At 70.4% G+C, this 15,527-nt stretch carries 16 protein-coding genes; 7 read left to right on the forward strand and 9 right to left on the reverse strand.

Annotated features, from left to right (window positions below; all coding sequences use genetic code 11):
• Positions 1–269: 269 nt before the first annotated feature.
• Positions 270–419 carry a hypothetical protein gene (locus AB0N90_RS24295; RefSeq protein ID WP_164932611.1) on the reverse strand — a complete coding sequence of 50 codons (150 nt, stop codon included), beginning with the start codon at positions 417–419 and terminating at the stop codon, positions 270–272.
• A 41-nt stretch (positions 420–460) separates the two neighbouring features.
• Positions 461–1,468 carry a DUF2156 domain-containing protein gene (locus AB0N90_RS24300; RefSeq protein WP_361678043.1) on the reverse strand — a complete coding sequence of 336 codons (1,008 nt, stop codon included), beginning with the start codon at positions 1,466–1,468 and terminating at the stop codon, positions 461–463.
• A 441-nt stretch (positions 1,469–1,909) separates the two neighbouring features.
• Here AB0N90_RS24300 and AB0N90_RS24305 point away from each other — a divergent pair, with 441 nt between their 5' ends.
• The 3 genes from AB0N90_RS24305 to AB0N90_RS24315 all read left to right on the forward strand — a co-directional run bounded on the left by AB0N90_RS24305 (position 1,910) and on the right by AB0N90_RS24315 (position 4,621).
• Positions 1,910–2,707 (forward strand): AfsR/SARP family transcriptional regulator, encoded by a 798-nt coding sequence (locus AB0N90_RS24305; protein WP_361678040.1) that lies wholly within the window; start codon positions 1,910–1,912, stop codon positions 2,705–2,707.
• A 157-nt stretch (positions 2,708–2,864) separates the two neighbouring features.
• Positions 2,865–4,409, forward strand: coding sequence for an acyl-CoA carboxylase subunit beta (locus tag AB0N90_RS24310; protein WP_051850080.1), 1,545 nt, complete (start codon positions 2,865–2,867; stop codon positions 4,407–4,409).
• Between the two features lie 11 nt (positions 4,410–4,420).
• Positions 4,421–4,621, forward strand: a complete 201-nt coding sequence (locus AB0N90_RS24315; RefSeq protein WP_361678037.1) for an acyl-CoA carboxylase subunit epsilon — start codon at positions 4,421–4,423, stop codon at positions 4,619–4,621.
• Positions 4,622–4,704: 83 nt separating this feature from the next.
• Here AB0N90_RS24315 and AB0N90_RS24320 read toward each other — a convergent pair whose 3' ends face one another.
• The 3 genes from AB0N90_RS24320 to AB0N90_RS24330 form a co-directional block, all read right to left on the reverse strand.
• A complete protein-coding gene (locus tag AB0N90_RS24320; protein ID WP_365199831.1) occupies positions 4,705–5,199 on the reverse strand; it encodes a DUF6299 family protein in 495 nt (164 codons plus the stop codon).
• Positions 5,200–5,290: 91 nt separating this feature from the next.
• Entirely contained in the window at positions 5,291–5,689 is a 399-nt protein-coding gene (locus AB0N90_RS24325; RefSeq protein ID WP_361678031.1) for a RidA family protein, read from the reverse strand.
• Entirely contained in the window at positions 5,686–6,819 is a 1,134-nt protein-coding gene (locus AB0N90_RS24330) for an acyl-CoA dehydrogenase (RefSeq protein WP_365199834.1), read from the reverse strand. Before AB0N90_RS24330 ends, AB0N90_RS24325 begins: the two co-directional genes overlap by 4 nt.
• Positions 6,820–6,972: 153 nt before the next feature.
• On the opposite strand from AB0N90_RS24330, the gene AB0N90_RS24335 reads away from it, so the two are divergent.
• Together AB0N90_RS24335 and AB0N90_RS24340 are read left to right on the forward strand one after the other, a co-directional pair.
• Positions 6,973–8,565: an AMP-binding protein gene (locus AB0N90_RS24335; RefSeq protein WP_365199837.1), complete on the forward strand. Its 1,593-nt coding sequence runs from the start codon at positions 6,973–6,975 to the stop codon at positions 8,563–8,565.
• A 15-nt stretch (positions 8,566–8,580) separates the two neighbouring features.
• A complete protein-coding gene (locus tag AB0N90_RS24340) occupies positions 8,581–9,399 on the forward strand; it encodes a PaaX family transcriptional regulator C-terminal domain-containing protein (protein ID WP_365199839.1) in 819 nt (272 codons plus the stop codon).
• Between the two features lie 22 nt (positions 9,400–9,421).
• Here the strand turns inward: AB0N90_RS24340 and AB0N90_RS24345 are convergent, their stop codons facing one another.
• The 3 genes from AB0N90_RS24345 to AB0N90_RS24355 all read right to left on the reverse strand — a co-directional run bounded on the left by AB0N90_RS24345 (position 9,422) and on the right by AB0N90_RS24355 (position 11,948).
• Positions 9,422–9,832 carry a hypothetical protein gene (locus AB0N90_RS24345; RefSeq protein ID WP_365199842.1) on the reverse strand — a complete coding sequence of 137 codons (411 nt, stop codon included), beginning with the start codon at positions 9,830–9,832 and terminating at the stop codon, positions 9,422–9,424.
• Positions 9,833–10,179: 347 nt separating this feature from the next.
• Complete coding sequence (locus AB0N90_RS24350) at positions 10,180–10,566, reverse strand: hypothetical protein (RefSeq protein WP_365199845.1); 387 nt, start codon at positions 10,564–10,566, stop codon at positions 10,180–10,182.
• Complete coding sequence (locus AB0N90_RS24355) at positions 10,563–11,948, reverse strand: pre-toxin TG domain-containing protein (protein WP_365199848.1); 1,386 nt, start codon at positions 11,946–11,948, stop codon at positions 10,563–10,565. Before AB0N90_RS24355 ends, AB0N90_RS24350 begins: the two co-directional genes overlap by 4 nt.
• 931 nt (positions 11,949–12,879) lie before the next feature.
• Between AB0N90_RS24355 and AB0N90_RS24360 the strand changes: the two genes are divergently transcribed.
• A complete protein-coding gene (locus AB0N90_RS24360) occupies positions 12,880–13,296 on the forward strand; it encodes a hypothetical protein (RefSeq protein WP_365199850.1) in 417 nt (138 codons plus the stop codon).
• 1,357 nt (positions 13,297–14,653) lie between these two features.
• Here the strand turns inward: AB0N90_RS24360 and AB0N90_RS24365 are convergent.
• The gene (locus AB0N90_RS24365; RefSeq protein WP_046422025.1) at positions 14,654–14,875 is read right to left on the reverse strand and encodes a hypothetical protein; all 222 of its coding nucleotides are present in this window, start codon (positions 14,873–14,875) and stop codon (positions 14,654–14,656) included.
• Between the two features lie 186 nt (positions 14,876–15,061).
• Here AB0N90_RS24365 and AB0N90_RS24370 point away from each other — a divergent pair, with 186 nt between their 5' ends.
• Positions 15,062–15,499 (forward strand): hypothetical protein, encoded by a 438-nt coding sequence (locus tag AB0N90_RS24370; protein WP_365199853.1) that lies wholly within the window; start codon positions 15,062–15,064, stop codon positions 15,497–15,499.
• The last annotated feature ends 28 nt before the right edge of the window (positions 15,500–15,527 follow it).

A 15,527-nucleotide genomic window follows, 5' to 3' on the forward strand; every position in this document is an offset into this window, starting at 1 on the left:
CCGATAGCGGGCGGCGGCGCCGGGGCCCCGCGGACCTGCGGACCTACGGGCGCCGCGAGTCGACTTCAGCTCCCGCGTGGCGTCACCGCCGCGGGCTGTGGCCCGCCCGGCGGACCCGGGCGACGGGAGTGCAGTGCGGCACTCCCGGACCCGGACCACCGGGCGAACGTACGTCCAGCGTTCCGTGCACCACTGATGTGGCACTGATACCGGTCTGATCGGGCCAAGGTCGCCCCGACGGCCGGTACCCGGGCCGCCCGTGCGGCCACTCAGGCGGTCGCCTCGGCGCGCAGGCGGTCGTCCAGGGCGCGCACCGCGGCGTCCGCGGTCTCGGCGACCTGGGCGTCGTCGGGGGCGCCGATGACGGCCATCAGCTGCTCGACCACGGCATGCGAGAGGTCCTCGGTGGACTGGCTCATTTCATCGTCTCCTGTCGCTGCGGGATGGGGCGGGGCGGGTGTCAGAACGCCTTGCAGGCGCGGAAGATGTGCGCGAAGCCGGGCAGCGAGGCCTGGGGTCCGTCGAAGGCGACGTACTCGGGGATCAGCAGGTCGGGCGCCCACTTCTGCTTGTACGACAGCTGGGTCTGCGCCGGGTACAGCGCCGCGCCCTCGGCCCACAGGGCGTGCATCAGCCACTGGAACCCCGGGCTGTGGCCCTCCAGTTCGTTTCCGGCGTCGAGCCCGGTGAACGGCGTGAAGCCGAAGTGCAGCCACTCGACGCCCTCGGCGCGGAAGATCTCGATGGCGTGCGCGTTGATGGCCTCCATCAGGCCGGGCGAGCCCTCGGGGATGCGCCGGCTGAGGTCGTGCATCCAGCCGGCCCGGCTGCCGTAGACCGGCGAGTACGAGATGTAGGCGACCGGCTCGCCGTCGATGGTGCCGCTGAACAGCCGGCGCTGGGCCTGGGCGGGCCCGCCGATCTGGCCGACCAGGAACTCCAGCTGCTGCGCGCCGCCCTTGGAGCCGAGCCACGCCTTGTCGATCACGGCGATGTGGTCGGCGACCTCGGCCGCGTCGACCTCCTGGATCTGGAGGCCGTTGCGCAGCGCGCGGGAGATCTTGTTGCGCAGCTGCATGAACTTGGTGCCGCGCAGCGTGAAGTCCGCCAGGCTGACCGCCCAGGAGGCGCCGATCTGGTTGACGACGCAGCCGCGCGCCGCGTACCGCTCGGCGTCGGCCCGCTGGAGCTGCACCCCGACCAGGCTCAGACCCTCGTCCCGGACGTAGGTCCGGAAGGCGTCCAGCAGCGTGTCGTAGTCGCCCTCGGCCGCGAACGGCCCGCCGAACTGCACGGCCCAGCGGCCGGTGCGGCGGTAGACGACGACACCGTCCACGCCCGGGACGGTGAAGACACTGTTTCCGCTGTTGAGCGCGAGGAAGGAACTCGGGTTCTCGCTCGTGGTGTGGGCTCGTATCGCGTCGAGAATCAGACTGTCTGTACCGGTCTCGGTGGTGATCGCGGTCATTCCCTTACCCCTTTCGGGAGCGTTTTCCGTCAAAGGGAGTACAGCACCGTAACGTTGCCCTGGAAAAGAGCAGTTGGGCATTCATTTACCTGTGTCAGAACCGCGTCAGCATTCCGTCAGCCGTTACTGCCAATGTGGTTGACGTGAACGGCGCCGGAATCCGGAGCCGCAAGTTCGCATCCTGGCCTCTACGCCACGGCCGGAACCATGGCTGGACGCGCTTCCCGCCCCGGGCGGCGGGAAATATCAGGCGTCTGCCCATGCATTCGGCACCACCCAGAAGCCGCCGGCCGCCCCCCGTCCCGGCGGAAATAATGCCCCGGCGGGCCGCGGTACAGGTCGAGGCCCGCCGGGGCATGGCGCGTTCGGCCATTCTTTCTTTCACGGCAGCACCACTCCGGAAACACCGTCGGCGAGGAATTGTCATCTAGGGGGAAAGATATGCTGAGGTTCTCCGTTCTCGGAGCGCTGGAGATACGCACCGCCGCCGGTGAGGCGGATGTGTGCGGCGATCTCCAGCGCACTCTGGTGCAGACCCTGCTGGTCAGCGAGGGCCGGCCGGTGTCCGGGGAGAGCCTGGCGGAGGAGATGTGGGGCGAGAGCCTGCCCGACCACCGGGCCAACGCCCTCCAGGCGCACATCAGCCGACTGCGGCGCAGGCTGCGCGCGTTGGAGCCGGACCGCCCCGCCTCCCGGGTGACCATCCATCCGGCCGGCTACCGACTCGGCGTCGGTGAGGGCGAGTTGGACGCGGCGGAGTTCGTACGGGCCGTACGGCAGGCCGAGTCGGCCGGGCCCAAGGACCCGGAGCGCACCGCCCGGATGCTCGGCGAGGCCCTCGCGCTGTGGCGGGGCCCGGTGTTCGGCGGCTTCCCCGGCGGCACCATGTGCCAGCTCGCGGGGGCGCGGTACGAGGAGTACCGGATGCGCGCGATGGAACTGCGCTTCGACGCCGAACTGCGGCTGGGCAGGCATGCGTCGGTGCTCGCGGAGCTGGCCGAGGCACACACCAACCATTCGCTGCGCGAGCGCTTCTGCGAGCAGCTGATGGTCGCCCTGTACTGCTCGGGCCGGCAGGCCGACGCGCTCGATGTGTTCCGCCGGATGCGCCGCAGGCTGGACGAGGAACTGGGGATCCAGCCGTCGCCCGCGCTGCGCAAGGTGGAGCTGGCGATCCTCTCGCACGATCCGGCGCTCACCGGCGACCACCTGGCCCCGACGGCGCTGCAGCCGGTGTGACCGCGGTGGGCGGTCCAGGTGCGGCGGGCCGGATCGTAAGCGGCCCGTCAGCGCCCGGTCAGACCGCGTTGCCACGATCGTGTCCGGATCGCACCGGCGGTGGCCCGGCGCGGGCAGCGTCCGATGTCACGTCACCTCACCGCAGAGGCAGGCAGAGATGAAGTCCCATATCGCGGAACTGGCCGGCATACGCGAGAGCGTGCTCGCCGGCCCGAGCGAGAAGGCGACCGCGGCGCAGCACGCCAAGGGCAAGCTGACGGCACGGGAGCGGATCGAACTGCTCCTGGACCCCGGTTCCTTCCAGGAGGTCGAGCCGCTGCGCCGGCACCGGGCCACCGGTTTCGGCCTGGAGGCGAAGAAGCCGTACACCGACGGTGTCATCACCGGCTGGGGCACGGTCGAGGACCGTACGGTCTTCGTCTACGCGCACGACTTCCGGATCTTCGGCGGCGCGCTGGGCGAGGCCCACGCCACCAAGATCCACAAGATCATGGACATGGCCATCGCGGCCGGCGCGCCGCTCGTGTCGCTGAACGACGGCGCGGGCGCCCGCATCCAGGAGGGCGTGACCGCGCTCGCCGGCTATGGCGGCATCTTCCGCCGGAACACGGCCGCCTCCGGAGTGATCCCGCAGATCTCCGTGATGCTCGGCCCGTGCGCGGGCGGCGCCGCCTACTCCCCCGCGCTGACCGACTTCGTCTTCATGGTCCGCGAGACCTCGCAGATGTTCATCACGGGACCCGACGTGGTCAAGGCGGTGACGGGCGAGGAGATCACCCAGAACGGGCTGGGCGGCGCGGACGTGCACGCCGAGACGAGCGGTGTCTGCCACTTCGCGTACGACGACGAGGAGACCTGCCTGGAGGAGGTCCGCTACCTCCTCTCGCTGCTCCCGGGCAACAACCGGGAGAACCCGCCGCGCACGGAGTGCTCCGACCCGGCCGACCGGCGCTGCGAGGCGCTGGCCGATCTGGTGCCGGAGGACGGCAACCGGCCGTACGACATGACGAAGGTGATCGAGGAGATCGTCGACGACGGCGAGTATCTGGAGGTCCACCAGCGCTGGGCCCGCAACATCATCTGCGCGCTCGCCCGCCTCGACGGCCAGGTCGTCGGCATCATCGCCAACCAGCCGCAGACCCTCGCCGGTGTGCTCGACATCGAGGCGTCCGAAAAGGCCGCGCGCTTCGTGCAGATGTGCGACGCCTTCAGCATCCCGCTGGTCACCCTGCTGGACGTGCCGGGCTTCCTGCCGGGCGTCGGCCAGGAGCACGGCGGCATCATCCGCCGCGGCGCGAAGCTGCTGTACGCCTACTGCAACGCGACCGTGCCGCGCATCTCGCTGATCCTGCGCAAGGCGTACGGCGGCGCGTACATCGTCATGGACTCCCAGTCGATCGGCGCGGACCTGACGTTCGCGTGGCCGACGAACGAGATCGCGGTGATGGGCGCGGAGGGCGCGGCCAATGTCATCTTCCGCCGCCAGATCGCCGAGGCCGAGGACCCCGAGGCCATGCGCGCACGGCTGGTCAAGGAGTACAAGTCCGAGCTGATGCACCCCTATTACGCCGCCGAGCGCGGTCTCGTCGACGACGTCATCGACCCCGCCGAGACCCGCGAGGTCCTGGTGCGGTCGCTGGCGATGCTCCGCACGAAGCACGCGGAGAGCCCCGCCCGCAAGCACGGCAACCCCCCTCAATGACGGAGGTCCCCATGTCCGTGTCCACCCCCTCCCCCACTCCTCCGATCCGGGTCGAGAGGGGCGAAGCCACCGACGAGGAACTGGCCGCCCTGACCGTCCTCCTGCTCAGCCGCAGCGCCCTCCCGGGCCCCGGCACCGACACCTGCTCCCCGGGCACGACGTCCTGGCGCCCGCACTCCTTCCACGCCCCGCACAGCTGGCAGCGGGCCTGAGCCGCCCGGACGGCCCGGGGCAGGCGCACCACCGGTACGGGTGCGCCTGCCCCGGGCTCCGGCTCCCGGGCGGCCGCCCCGGATCACCCCTGGACCAGGGTGACGTCCTGGTCGGCGGTGGCGTGGAAGACCGGCAGCGGCACCAGCCCCACCGGGCGCAGTTCCATCACCGTGGCCTGGACATGGGCCGTGCCGGGCATGAGGGTCTCGCCGCTGACCTGACCGGAGTTGGACCAGGTGTGCGTCGTGCCGTCGCAGCGCGCGACGGTGCCGCCGATGCCGTGCTTCACCCGGGGGTCGCGCTGGCTCAGGGCGGACGTCACGAAGACCGGGCCGGTGTTGCCGGTGCAGCGGTAGGTGCCGGTCAGGGTGACGGTGCCGTCGGCGGCGAGGCGGCCGACCGTGTCGACGGTGACGGACTCGCCGGGCGCGGCGTGGACGGGTACGGCGTGGACGGGTACGGCGATGCGGGCCGGTCCTGCGGCGTGGACCGGTGCCGCGGCGTGAGCCGGTGCCGCGGCGAGGGTCAGCAGGGCGGCGCCACCGAGGACCGCGGCGAGGGCGGGACGGACGGGCATGGATACCTCCAGGTTTGCACCGTTTCGGGGGCCTCCAGGGGTACCCGTCGCCCACCCCGCCGGGCGTGACCGTCACCCGGGCGGTGGCGCGTCACGGCAGTACGGCGAACCCGTCCAGCTCCACCAGCGCCGTTTCGTCCCACAGTCGTACGACCTGAACGACGGCCATCGCCGGATAGTCCCGGCCCGCCGCGGTACGCCACAGCCGCCCCAGTTCCCGTGCCTGCGCGCGGTACGCGGCGACGTCCGTGGCGTACACCGTGACCCGGGCCAGATCCGCGGGGGTGCCGCCGGCCGCGCGCAGGGCGGTGAGCAGATTGCCCAGCGCCCGCTCGAACTGCTCGGCCAGTGTGTCGCCGGTGATCTTCCCGTCGGCGTCGAGCGCGGTCTGCCCGGCGAGGAACACCACCTTGGAGCCGGTCGCGACGACGGCGTGCGAGAACCCCGTGGCCGGGGCCAGCTCGGGCGGGTTGACACGTTCGGTGCTCACCGGTCCTCCTGGTCCTGAGCGGCGTACAACTCCTTGGCGATGATGCCCCGTTGGACCTCGCTCGCGCCCTCGTAGATGCGTGGCGCCCGCACCTCGCGGTAGAGGTGCTCCAGCAGATGGCCGTGCTCCAGGGCGCGCGCGCCGTGCAACTGCACGGCGGTGTCGACGACATACTGCGCGGTCTCCGTCGCGAGCAGCTTGGCCATCGCGGAGCGCCGGGGCACATCGGGCGCGCCCTCGTCGTACGCGCTCGCCGCCGCGTACACCATCAGCCGGGCCGCCTCGGTGCGCAGCGCCATCTCCGCGACCTGGTGCGATACCGCCTGGAGATCCATCAACCGGCCCTTGAACGCCTGCCGTTGACGTGTGTGCGCCACGGTCGCGTCGAGCGCCGCCTGCGCCATGCCCACCGCGAACGCCCCGACGCTGGGCCGGAAGAGATTGAGCGTCCCCATCGCGACGGCGAAGCCCCGGTCGACCTCGCCGAGCACATCGTCCGAGGTGACGGGCACCGCGTCGAAGTCGAGCGCGCCGATGGGGTGGGGGGAGATCATCTCCAGTGCGCGGCCGGTGAGTCCGGGCCGGTCGGCGGGGACCAGGAACGCCGTCACACCCCGGGCACCGGCGCGGGGCGCGGTGCGCGCGAAGACGGTGTAGAAGTCGGCCTCGGGCGCGTTGGAGATCCAGCACTTCTCCCCCGTCAGACGCCACTCCCCGACCCCGCGCTTCTCGGCCGCGAGCGCCAGCGCGGCCGCGTCCGAGCCGGCGCCCGGCTCGCTGAGCGCGAAGGCCGCGACCGCGTCGCCGCCCGCGACCCGGGGCAGCCAGCGCTCCCGCTGGGCCGGGCTGCCGTGCGCGTGCACGGGGTGGGCGCCGAGCCCCTGGAGGGCGAGCGCGGTCTCCGCCTCCGTACAGCCCTGCGCCAACGACTCCCGCATCAGGCACAGATCGAGCGCGCCGGATGTGAACAGCCTGCCCAGCAGGCCGAGTTGACCCAGCTCGGCCAGCAGGGGCCGGTTGACACGGCCAGGGGCGCCCTTGTCGGCGAGCGGACGCAGCCGTTCGGCGGCGAGCGCCCGCAGTTGCGCGCACCAGGCCAGCCGTTCCGGTTCGAGTGAGAATGCGGGCACTGCCGGTCCTCCCTCCGGGACGGACCACGGCGACCGTCCACCCGTACGACGTTATCGCGCACAGTTGACTGCCGTCACCAACACGATACGCTCGAACCGCGAGCCCGCCAGCAATGCCCGTCCGGACGTCCGTCACGGCAAGGGGGCAAGGCCATGCATCTCTCGGCGCATGTGGACACCTTCGCGCGCGACCACCTGCCGCCGCCGGAGGACTGGCCCGAGCTGCGCTTCGACCTGCCGGAGCTGCGCTATCCCGCCCGGCTGAACTGCGCGGTGGAGCTCCTCGACCACGCCGACGGCGCCCGCCCCGCCTTCCGCACCCCGGACGGGCCCCCATGGACGTACGACGAGTTGCGCGCCCGCGTGGACCGGATCGCCCATCTGCTCACCGGCGAGCTGGGCGTCGTACCCGGCAACCGGGTGCTGCTGCGCGGCCCCACCACCCCCTGGCTCGCGGCCTGCTGGCTCGCGGTGCTGAAGGCGGGCGCGGTCGCGGTCACCGTGCTGGCCCAGCAGCGCCCGCACGAACTGGCGACCATCTGCGAGATCGCCCGGGTGGGCCACGCGCTGTGCGACATCCGCGCGGTGGACGACCTGGCGAAGGCCGAGATCCCGGGCCTGCGCATCACGACGTTCGGCGGTGACACCCCCGACGACCTGCTCCACCGCGCCGCGCCCACGACTCCCTACCCCGCCATCGACACCGCCTGTGACGACGTCGCCCTGATCGCCTTCACCTCGGGCACCACGGGGCGCCCGAAAGGGTGCATGCACTTCCACCGGGACGTGCTGGCGATCGCCGACACCTTCTCCCGGCACGTCCTGCGCCCCCGCGCCGACGACGTCTTCGCGGGCAGCCCCCCGCTCGGCTTCACCTTCGGCCTCGGCGGTCTGGTGATCTTCCCCCTGCGGGCCGGCGCGAGCACCCTCCTGCTGGAACAGTCCGGCCCCCGCCGCCTGCTCCCCGCGATAGCCGAGCACCGCGTCTCGGTCCTGTTCACCGCCCCGACCGCCTACCGCGCCATGCTGGACGACCTGGACGGCCATGACACCTCCTCGCTACGGCGCTGTGTGTCGGCCGGGGAGAACCTGCCCGCGGCGACCTGGCGGGCGTGGCACGAGCGCACCGGGGTGCGGATCATCAACGGCATCGGCGCGACCGAACTGCTGCACATCTTCGTCTCCGCGGCGGACGAGGGGATACGACCGGGTGCCACGGGGGTGCCGGTGCCGGGCTGGCAGGCGCGGGTGCAGCAGCCGGACGGCACTCCGCTGCCGGACGGCGAACCCGGACTGCTGGCCGTGCGCGGCCCGGTCGGCTGCCGCTATCTGGCGGACCCCCGCCAGCGCCAGTACGTGCGCGGCGGCTGGAACATCACCGGCGACACGTACGTCCGCGAGCCCGACGGCTACTTCCGCTATGTGGCCCGCGCCGACGACATGATCATCTCGGCCGGGTACAACATCGCGGGGCCCGAGGTGGAGGACGCCCTGCTGCGCCATCCGGACGTGGTGGAGACGGCGGTGGTCGGCCGCCCGGACGAGGTGCGCGGCCAGGTGGCGGTCGCCTACACGGTGCTGCGGGAGGGCGCGCCCCGCGACCCGGAGGCGCTGCGCGCGTTCCTGACCGCCGAACTGGCGCCGTACAAATGCCCCCGCGAGTTCGTCTTCCTTACGTCCCTCCCCCGCACCGCCACCGGCAAGTTGCAGCGGTTCCGCCTGCGCACCCCAGGTGACCAGCAGTGATGCCGACGACCTAAGATGATCATCGTGTCCGAGCAGCACGCCCCCAGATCACTCATCGTCACGCTCTACGGCGCGTACGGCCGCTCCATGCCCGGCCCGGTGCCCGTCGCCGAGCTGATCCGGCTGCTGGCCGCGGTCGGCGTGGACGCGCCCTCCGTACGCTCCTCGGTGTCCCGCCTCAAGCGCCGCGGCCTGCTGTTGCCCGCCCGCACGGAGTCCGGCGCCGCCGGCTACGAACTCTCGCCCGAGGCCCTCCAGTTGATGGAGGACGGCGACCGGCGCATCTACGCCGCCGCGCCGCCCGAGGACGCGGGCTGGGTGCTCGCGGTCTTCTCGGTGCCGGAGACGGAACGCCAGAAGCGCCATGTGCTGCGCTCCCGCCTGTCCGCCCTGGGCTTCGGCACGGCGGCCCCCGGCGTCTGGATCGCCCCGGCCCGCCTCCACGAGGAGACCGAACACACCCTGCGCCGCCTGCACCTGGACCCGTACGTCGACTTCTTCCGCGGCGACCACCTGGGCTTCGCCCCCACCTCCGAGGCGGTCGCCCGCTGGTGGGACCTCGCCTCGATCGCCAAGGAACACCACCGCTTCCTCGACACCCACGCCCCGCTCCTCCATGCCTGGGAGCACCGCGCGGGCACCCCGCCGGAGGACGCCTACCGCGACTACCTCCGCACCCTCGACTCCTGGCGCCACCTCCCCTACACCGACCCCGGCCTCCCCACCGACCTGCTCCCCGCCGACTGGCCGGGCGTCCGCTCCGCGGAGGTCTTCCGGGCGCTGCACGAGCGACTGCGGGAGGCGGGGGCGGAGTTCGCCCGGCCGACACCCTGAACGGGCGTTCGCCGACGCCCGCTCAGATCCGCCCGCCGGTGAGCCGGGTGATCGGCCCGTGCGTCCGCCGCCCGGCCCGACGCCCCGCGAGGTACGACACCGCGCCCAACGCCGACAGTCCCACTCCCGCCCCGGCGGCGATGGCCTTGCGCCGGGCGACGACGGTCCACGCCGTCCTGGCGGCTCCTACGGCGTGCCCCGACGCGGCGACGACCGCCCGCCGACCGGCCTGCACCCCTCCGGCCGCACCACGCACGACCGCCGCACCGGCCCCCGCCGCACGCTCCGCCGCCCCCGCGGCCTCCGCCGCCACATCATCCGACTTCTCCGCCGCCTTCCCGGCCGCCTTCGCCGCCGGCGCGGTCACCTTGGCGGTCGCCCGCCGGGCCTTGTTCACGGATTCCTGATTGGTGCCACTGTTCGTCTGAGTCATGAACTCCGCGTTGCCGCTGGCGCGAAGGGCAAACACGTCGCGGCGTACTGTCCTGCTCGTGAGATGCGGGCACATGGCTCACTCGAATCCGTGCGGCAGGCATCGGTGAGGCACTGGCCCCGGGAGGCGAGCCGCCGTCTCCGGACTCGGCTTGTACGGCGAACCGAGGGGCTCTGGGACACCTTCGGTGGAGCGGCACGGCTTGACGAGCGCGAACGACCAATGCCGTCAAGGCATTCCGGGCCCGTGGCCACGGTGTGCCTGTGGCTCGGCCGGCTCACGGCCGGCAACAGGCCCGGAAGCGGCGCCTCGCTCTGTCACCAGGGCAGTAGCCAAGTAGCCACTGGTCAGTCGGCAGCCGTCAGTACCTCCAGGGCTGCGGACGCGGCTTCGACGACGGACGGCCATACGTCGGAGGCCAGATACCGTTCGTCCGGCTGATCGCGGCCCACCTCGTCCAGTGCGCGGGTCAGTGCGGACGCCAGGCCGCTCATGGCCGCCACCTCCGCCCGGCTGGACAGGGTCCGGCCGAGCGCGGCCTGCGGGTCGGCGAGGACGGTGGTGTCGTCGTAGAGGATGTTGACGGTGAGGGTCAGATCGTCGTAGTAGTCCGGCGTCGGGTACCGGTGCTCGATCCACACGCGCCGTTGGTACTCGGGGTCCGCGAGGGCGCGTACGGATCCGAGGATCTCGGAACGCATCTCGGGCAGCGTGATGTCATGTCGTGCTGTCACGGCTTGTTCCATTCCTTCCACTTCAGCCATTCGTCCAAGGGAATGTGGGCGGCCCGCGCGTTCTCCTTGATGGAGCCGCTGATCGGCTTTCCATCGCGACCGATCACCTTGCCGCCCGAATTGATGACGACATGGTCGACCTGCTGGTAGACCTGCGAGTTGTTCTTGTCACCCTGGTCGATACGGACGCCGTTACCCTTTCCATCGTTCCAGCGGTAGCCGATTCCCTTGTTGTTGACCGCCTCGAATTCCTTCAGTGACGGTGGAACCTTGTCGTAAGCCGTGCGCGAGAGCCAGCCGTCGATCTTACCGGTGGCCTTCTCCGCCTTCATGGCCTTGCTGAGCTCGTCGGCCTTGATGATCCCCTTGCCCGCCTTCATCCAGCGCAGCAGGATCACCGAGCCGAGCAGGCGGTCGGTCACGCCCAGCTTCTCGCCGGTGACGGTGCCCTTACCGGTGATCGCCTCGATGATGCCCTTGCCGTCACCGATGCCCGGCAGCAGGTCGAGCAGGGCGGAGGTGACGGCCTGCGAGACCGGATCGTCGAGCGGAGAGCCGCCCTTGCCGAAGTCCTTCAACGCCTTGGAGAAGTCGAACTTGCCGAGCACAGGAAGCTCGCGGAGCTTCTGGGCGGCCTCCGCGATCTGCGGAACCGCCTTGTTGAGCTCCGTCATTCCCCGGTTCGCCTCGGCGATCCCCTCGTTCGCCTTCTTCATGCCGGCATTGGCCTTGTCGATGCCCGCGTTCATCTCGTCCAGGGCTTTGTTGACCTCCGTCACGCCGGAGTTCATCGTCTTGAGGCCGCGGTTCATCCGATCGAAACCCTTGTTGATGTCATCAAGGGATTTCTTCAGTTCCGGATCCGTGATGAAGTCCGCGATGGCGTTGACCGCCAGAGTGCCGTAATAGACGGCACGGCCGAGAGCGACCGTCGTCTCGACGCCGTGACCGAGGTCCAGGCTGATCTCGCGCAGCTTCTTCTCGGCTTGGCCCTCCAGGTCCTTGATCTTGGCCTTGGCCTCCGGTGACAGCTTGTCGCTCTTCAGGAGGAGTGCCTTGGCCTCCATGAGGTTCACGTACTGGTTGATGTGCTTTTCGACGTCCGCCTTCAAAAACGTGTCGTCCCGGTGCTCGTCCACGACAGCGTGCGTGCCGTGGGCGACGATGAGCAGTACCGGGATTCCGTAGATGGAGACGCGGCCGAGTTCCGCGAGGCAGGTCAGTCGTTTGTCCAACGGCGTGTTGTCGCAGGTGGTCTTCGGACTCTTCGCGGCTGCCGTGCTGGCCGCAGTCGCCGCGGAGGCGGTGGTCGCTCCGGCGGTCAGGAGGACCGTGAGAGCGGTGGTCAGGGCGGCCAGTCTGAGAATGAGGCGGTGCTTCATTGCTCCCCGTGGTGGTTCGGTCGGTGTGACACCACGGGGAGGGCAGCTTGGACAGGCCCGCCGTCGAGGATTCCCACACCTCGGGCACACCCCGAGGCGCACTAAATGATCATATGACATATCAACGCATGGGCCTGTCATGCCTAGTTGTCCGAGTTAGCTGGTATGCGCCACGCACGGAGCCTCTGGCCCGTCGAACAAGCCCTACGGCATGCCGCCCCGGGGAGCCAAAGCCTCGACACAGAGCGGACAGCGCCGCGGAGCAGATCCGGAATCGTCGCCACCGCGCAGGAAGGGCACGATCGTTTCGCTCCCCTTTCAACTCCCCTCAAGGAGGACCTGGTGGCTGCTTCAAACGCAGCGATGACAGCGTGGCAAGACGTCACCCCACGATCGAGAGCGGTGCCTCGTGGCGCGCAGGCGGTCGCCAACGTCCGCCGTGCCGCCCACACACACTCGTTCAGCGTGGACGGCACGGACTGGGCAGTACTGGCACGTGTTTACCAACGCGCAGTGGGTGCCACCCCGTGGTGGCGGCTCATGACCGCCCTCACTGTTCTCCTGGCGGGTTGGACCGTCTGGCTGACAGCCCTCCAGGGACTTTCCGGCTATACAGCGAGGCACCCGATACTGACTGGATGCGTCTGTCCGCAGTTTGCGCCCGGAATCCTCGGCGTGGTGGAGGCCGTGGTCTTTGTGATCGCCCTTGCCGTGGTGTGGGCTGCGTGCATGTTCGGGCCCGCAGCCCTTCTTTGTGCATGTACGAAAAGGGTCGCCCGTAAGACGCCCGCATGGACCGCTCGCCCGGTCCCGCCCGCCCTTGCCGTCGCAGAGACGTGCGGGGCGTTTCTGGCTGCGCCGGGAGACGAGCAGGAGTCCCTCTTGGAGCGCCTGGACCAGCAACTTGAGATGCTTCTCTCAACCCTCTTGCGTGCAGCCGTCCCTGACCATCGCCACTCGTCTTGCCACGTCGCGTGTCACACAACTACTTGACGAGCAGGACCTTCCGTCCGAAGTCGGCCAGGACCAGCGGGAGGGGAGGCGACTTGCAGCCATCACCGCGCTAGGACTCGCGGCAGGTTCGGCCATTGTCTACGCACTACTCCAACTACACATCCTGCCCGATGATTTGACGCCATGGGTCTTCATCATGGCCTTTGTCAGCGTCTTCCTCGGCGTATTCGGAAAACGTTCCTCTGCCCGGCCCCTGGCAGTGCTGCGCCAGCGGATGGCCGAGCTTGGCACATCGATCGACTCGCCCTCTTCAGACATGTCTGAAGCCGGAGCGGAGAGCGATACCCCCGAGCAGCTCTTGAGGCAGTCCCGCGCCCCGTCGGACACGGCCTAACCGATGCATGTGGGACCGCCGTCTCGGGGCGGCGGCAGGATCTGGTCGGGAGGCGCAGGCACGTCGCACGCTGTACGAGGGCTACCTTGGAACCTTTCCGAAGCCCGTCACGTCTGCGGCGACGTGGCCCCGGGAAGCCTTCGGCCCGTATATCGGGCTGAGGTACCAGATGACCATCAGTCCGCCCGATCACGTCGTGGCCGCCTCGGAGGGCACCTTCCGCCGCTTACGCAACCTGCGTGATCGCGTGATGGAGAGCGTCCCGGCCACTGAGCCTGCGTATCCGAAAGGACACCACGGTGATGACACTGCCCTTGCCATACTCCGCGTCCGCATGCGAGAAGACCTGCACACCAGTCGGGACGGCAGCAGGCGCTGAGCCGCGATACCGACAGCGCCGGCTGCTGTCGCTCGGTCAGGTCCGCGACCGTCAGGTGGAGGCTGCCGGACTCCCCGGCTGACGAAGCTCGCTCGCCAGAGTCATCCCGCCCCGGTACACCCGGCGCACGACGACCGATGCGGTGTGCGACCGCCAGATTTGGTCGATTGTTCAACCTCATCTGTGCAGGCAGCGCATACACAGCTCGGGTGTTGCGGGGTGGGCCGACCCTGCGTTCACCACCGTGCTCGGCGGTCACTCCTGCTGGACGACGGCGTCTGGTCATCGGCGACGTCGAGAGCGTCATCCGCTTCGTGCACCTGGAGGGAGACCGGGGGCCTGGAACGTTCGGGTAGCCATGGACAACCCGGGGCGGGATGCCCGTGCCGTCGACGTGACCGTCGGCCGGGGGCCTCCCGCCGCCCGCCCCCTCCGCGCCACTGCTCGGATCAGTTCATGGGTTCTGTCGGCGCGTCGGGCGAGGCACACCGCGATGGATGTCGGTACCGATCTCCTTCGGCGCGCTGCCGTTCGCCCTCATCGGGCTGGTGCGGGCCTGGGTCGAGTACCGGGCGTCGAGAGCAGGGCGGGCGAGCGGGCGGCGCGCCCTGGTGGGCGGGGGGGTTGTCTCTGCTGGGGGCGACGGCGGCGATCGCCTACCTGGTGTTCCTGGCCCGCCACCCGGAGCTTCCCGTCCAGGGCTAGGGGCCGCCGGTGTACGCGAGGCTAGGCCGCCCTGGAGCGTGGTCCACGGGTGTTCGAGGTGGGCGGCTGGACGTCGTCCGGCGAGAAGGTGTCGGCCTCGCCGAAGTCGGGGGCCTGGAAGGGGTTGGTCGCCGGAGGCGGCGAGGCCGCGGCGGGGCAGCGGGGCTGCCCTTCCGGAGCGGAGAACAGCGAGGAGGAATCGATGGGAGGGCTCTCTTTCGTGACAGGTCCCCGGGGTGGGGTCCTGGGGTGCCGTGACCGGGCACCGTGGTGCTACAGCTTGGTCATCTTGCTGTACGGGCTCAAGATCCGCATCTGCGAGGAGCCGAAGTCCACGAGGGCCGCGACACCCTCCTCGATACCGATCACTCGGCCGAGACCGTACATGTCATGCGTGACCTGATCACCCAGGGCGAAGTGCTTGGGAACCGGTGCGACCGGGGCCTTGAAGGGGCTCGTCGGCAGGTGGCGCTTCGGCGCAGGAGGCTTTGTCATGGCTCATTATGCGCCTTCGCGCAACCCGTTCGCTGTGGCCGTCGGCACAATTCCGGACCGCCGCCCCCGCTTCACGCCACTGACCTGCGGTTTCGCGTGGGAGCGAGGCGAAAATGGACCGTAGATCCAAGCTCAGGAGTTACGAGCGGCCGGGCTGTCGGCCGCAGGGGGCGTGCGTTCCTCTTCGTGGCGGTGGCCCCGTACGGGTCCGGTCCGCTCGCCGTCCTGCGGCCGGGACTGATCGCCGTGGTGGGCAGCCTGGCGGCAGGCGTACTGCTCGGCGTGGTGACGGGAGCGGCGCTTGCGGTCGCGCCGGAGTGGCTGGTGTCCCGCAGCCCGCTGCGGGGGCTGCTGGCGGCGGGGCTGGCGGGAGTGCTGTTCCAGGCCGAGGTGGTGGTCGTGGCCGTGGTCACCGATGGCGGGTACGGGCCCACCCTGTTGGCCTTCCTGGCGACGCCGGCCGTGGCCGCCCTGGCGGCGGCGTACAGCGGCGACATCGCGGGGCGAAGCCGCCGTCATCCCTGGCTGTGGTCTCCCGGCGCGGTCCGGGAGCTGGTCGATCTCTGTTCCTCGCCCGATAGTTGGGGGAGCAAGGGGCGGCGGCTGCTTCGCATGATGTGGTAGCCGGGAGCGGCCCGTAGGCGGGGTACCG

This window comes from Streptomyces sp. NPDC093018 (assembly GCF_040684035.1).
In the GTDB taxonomy this organism is placed as follows: Bacteria; Actinomycetota; Actinomycetes; order Streptomycetales; family Streptomycetaceae; genus Streptomyces; species Streptomyces murinus.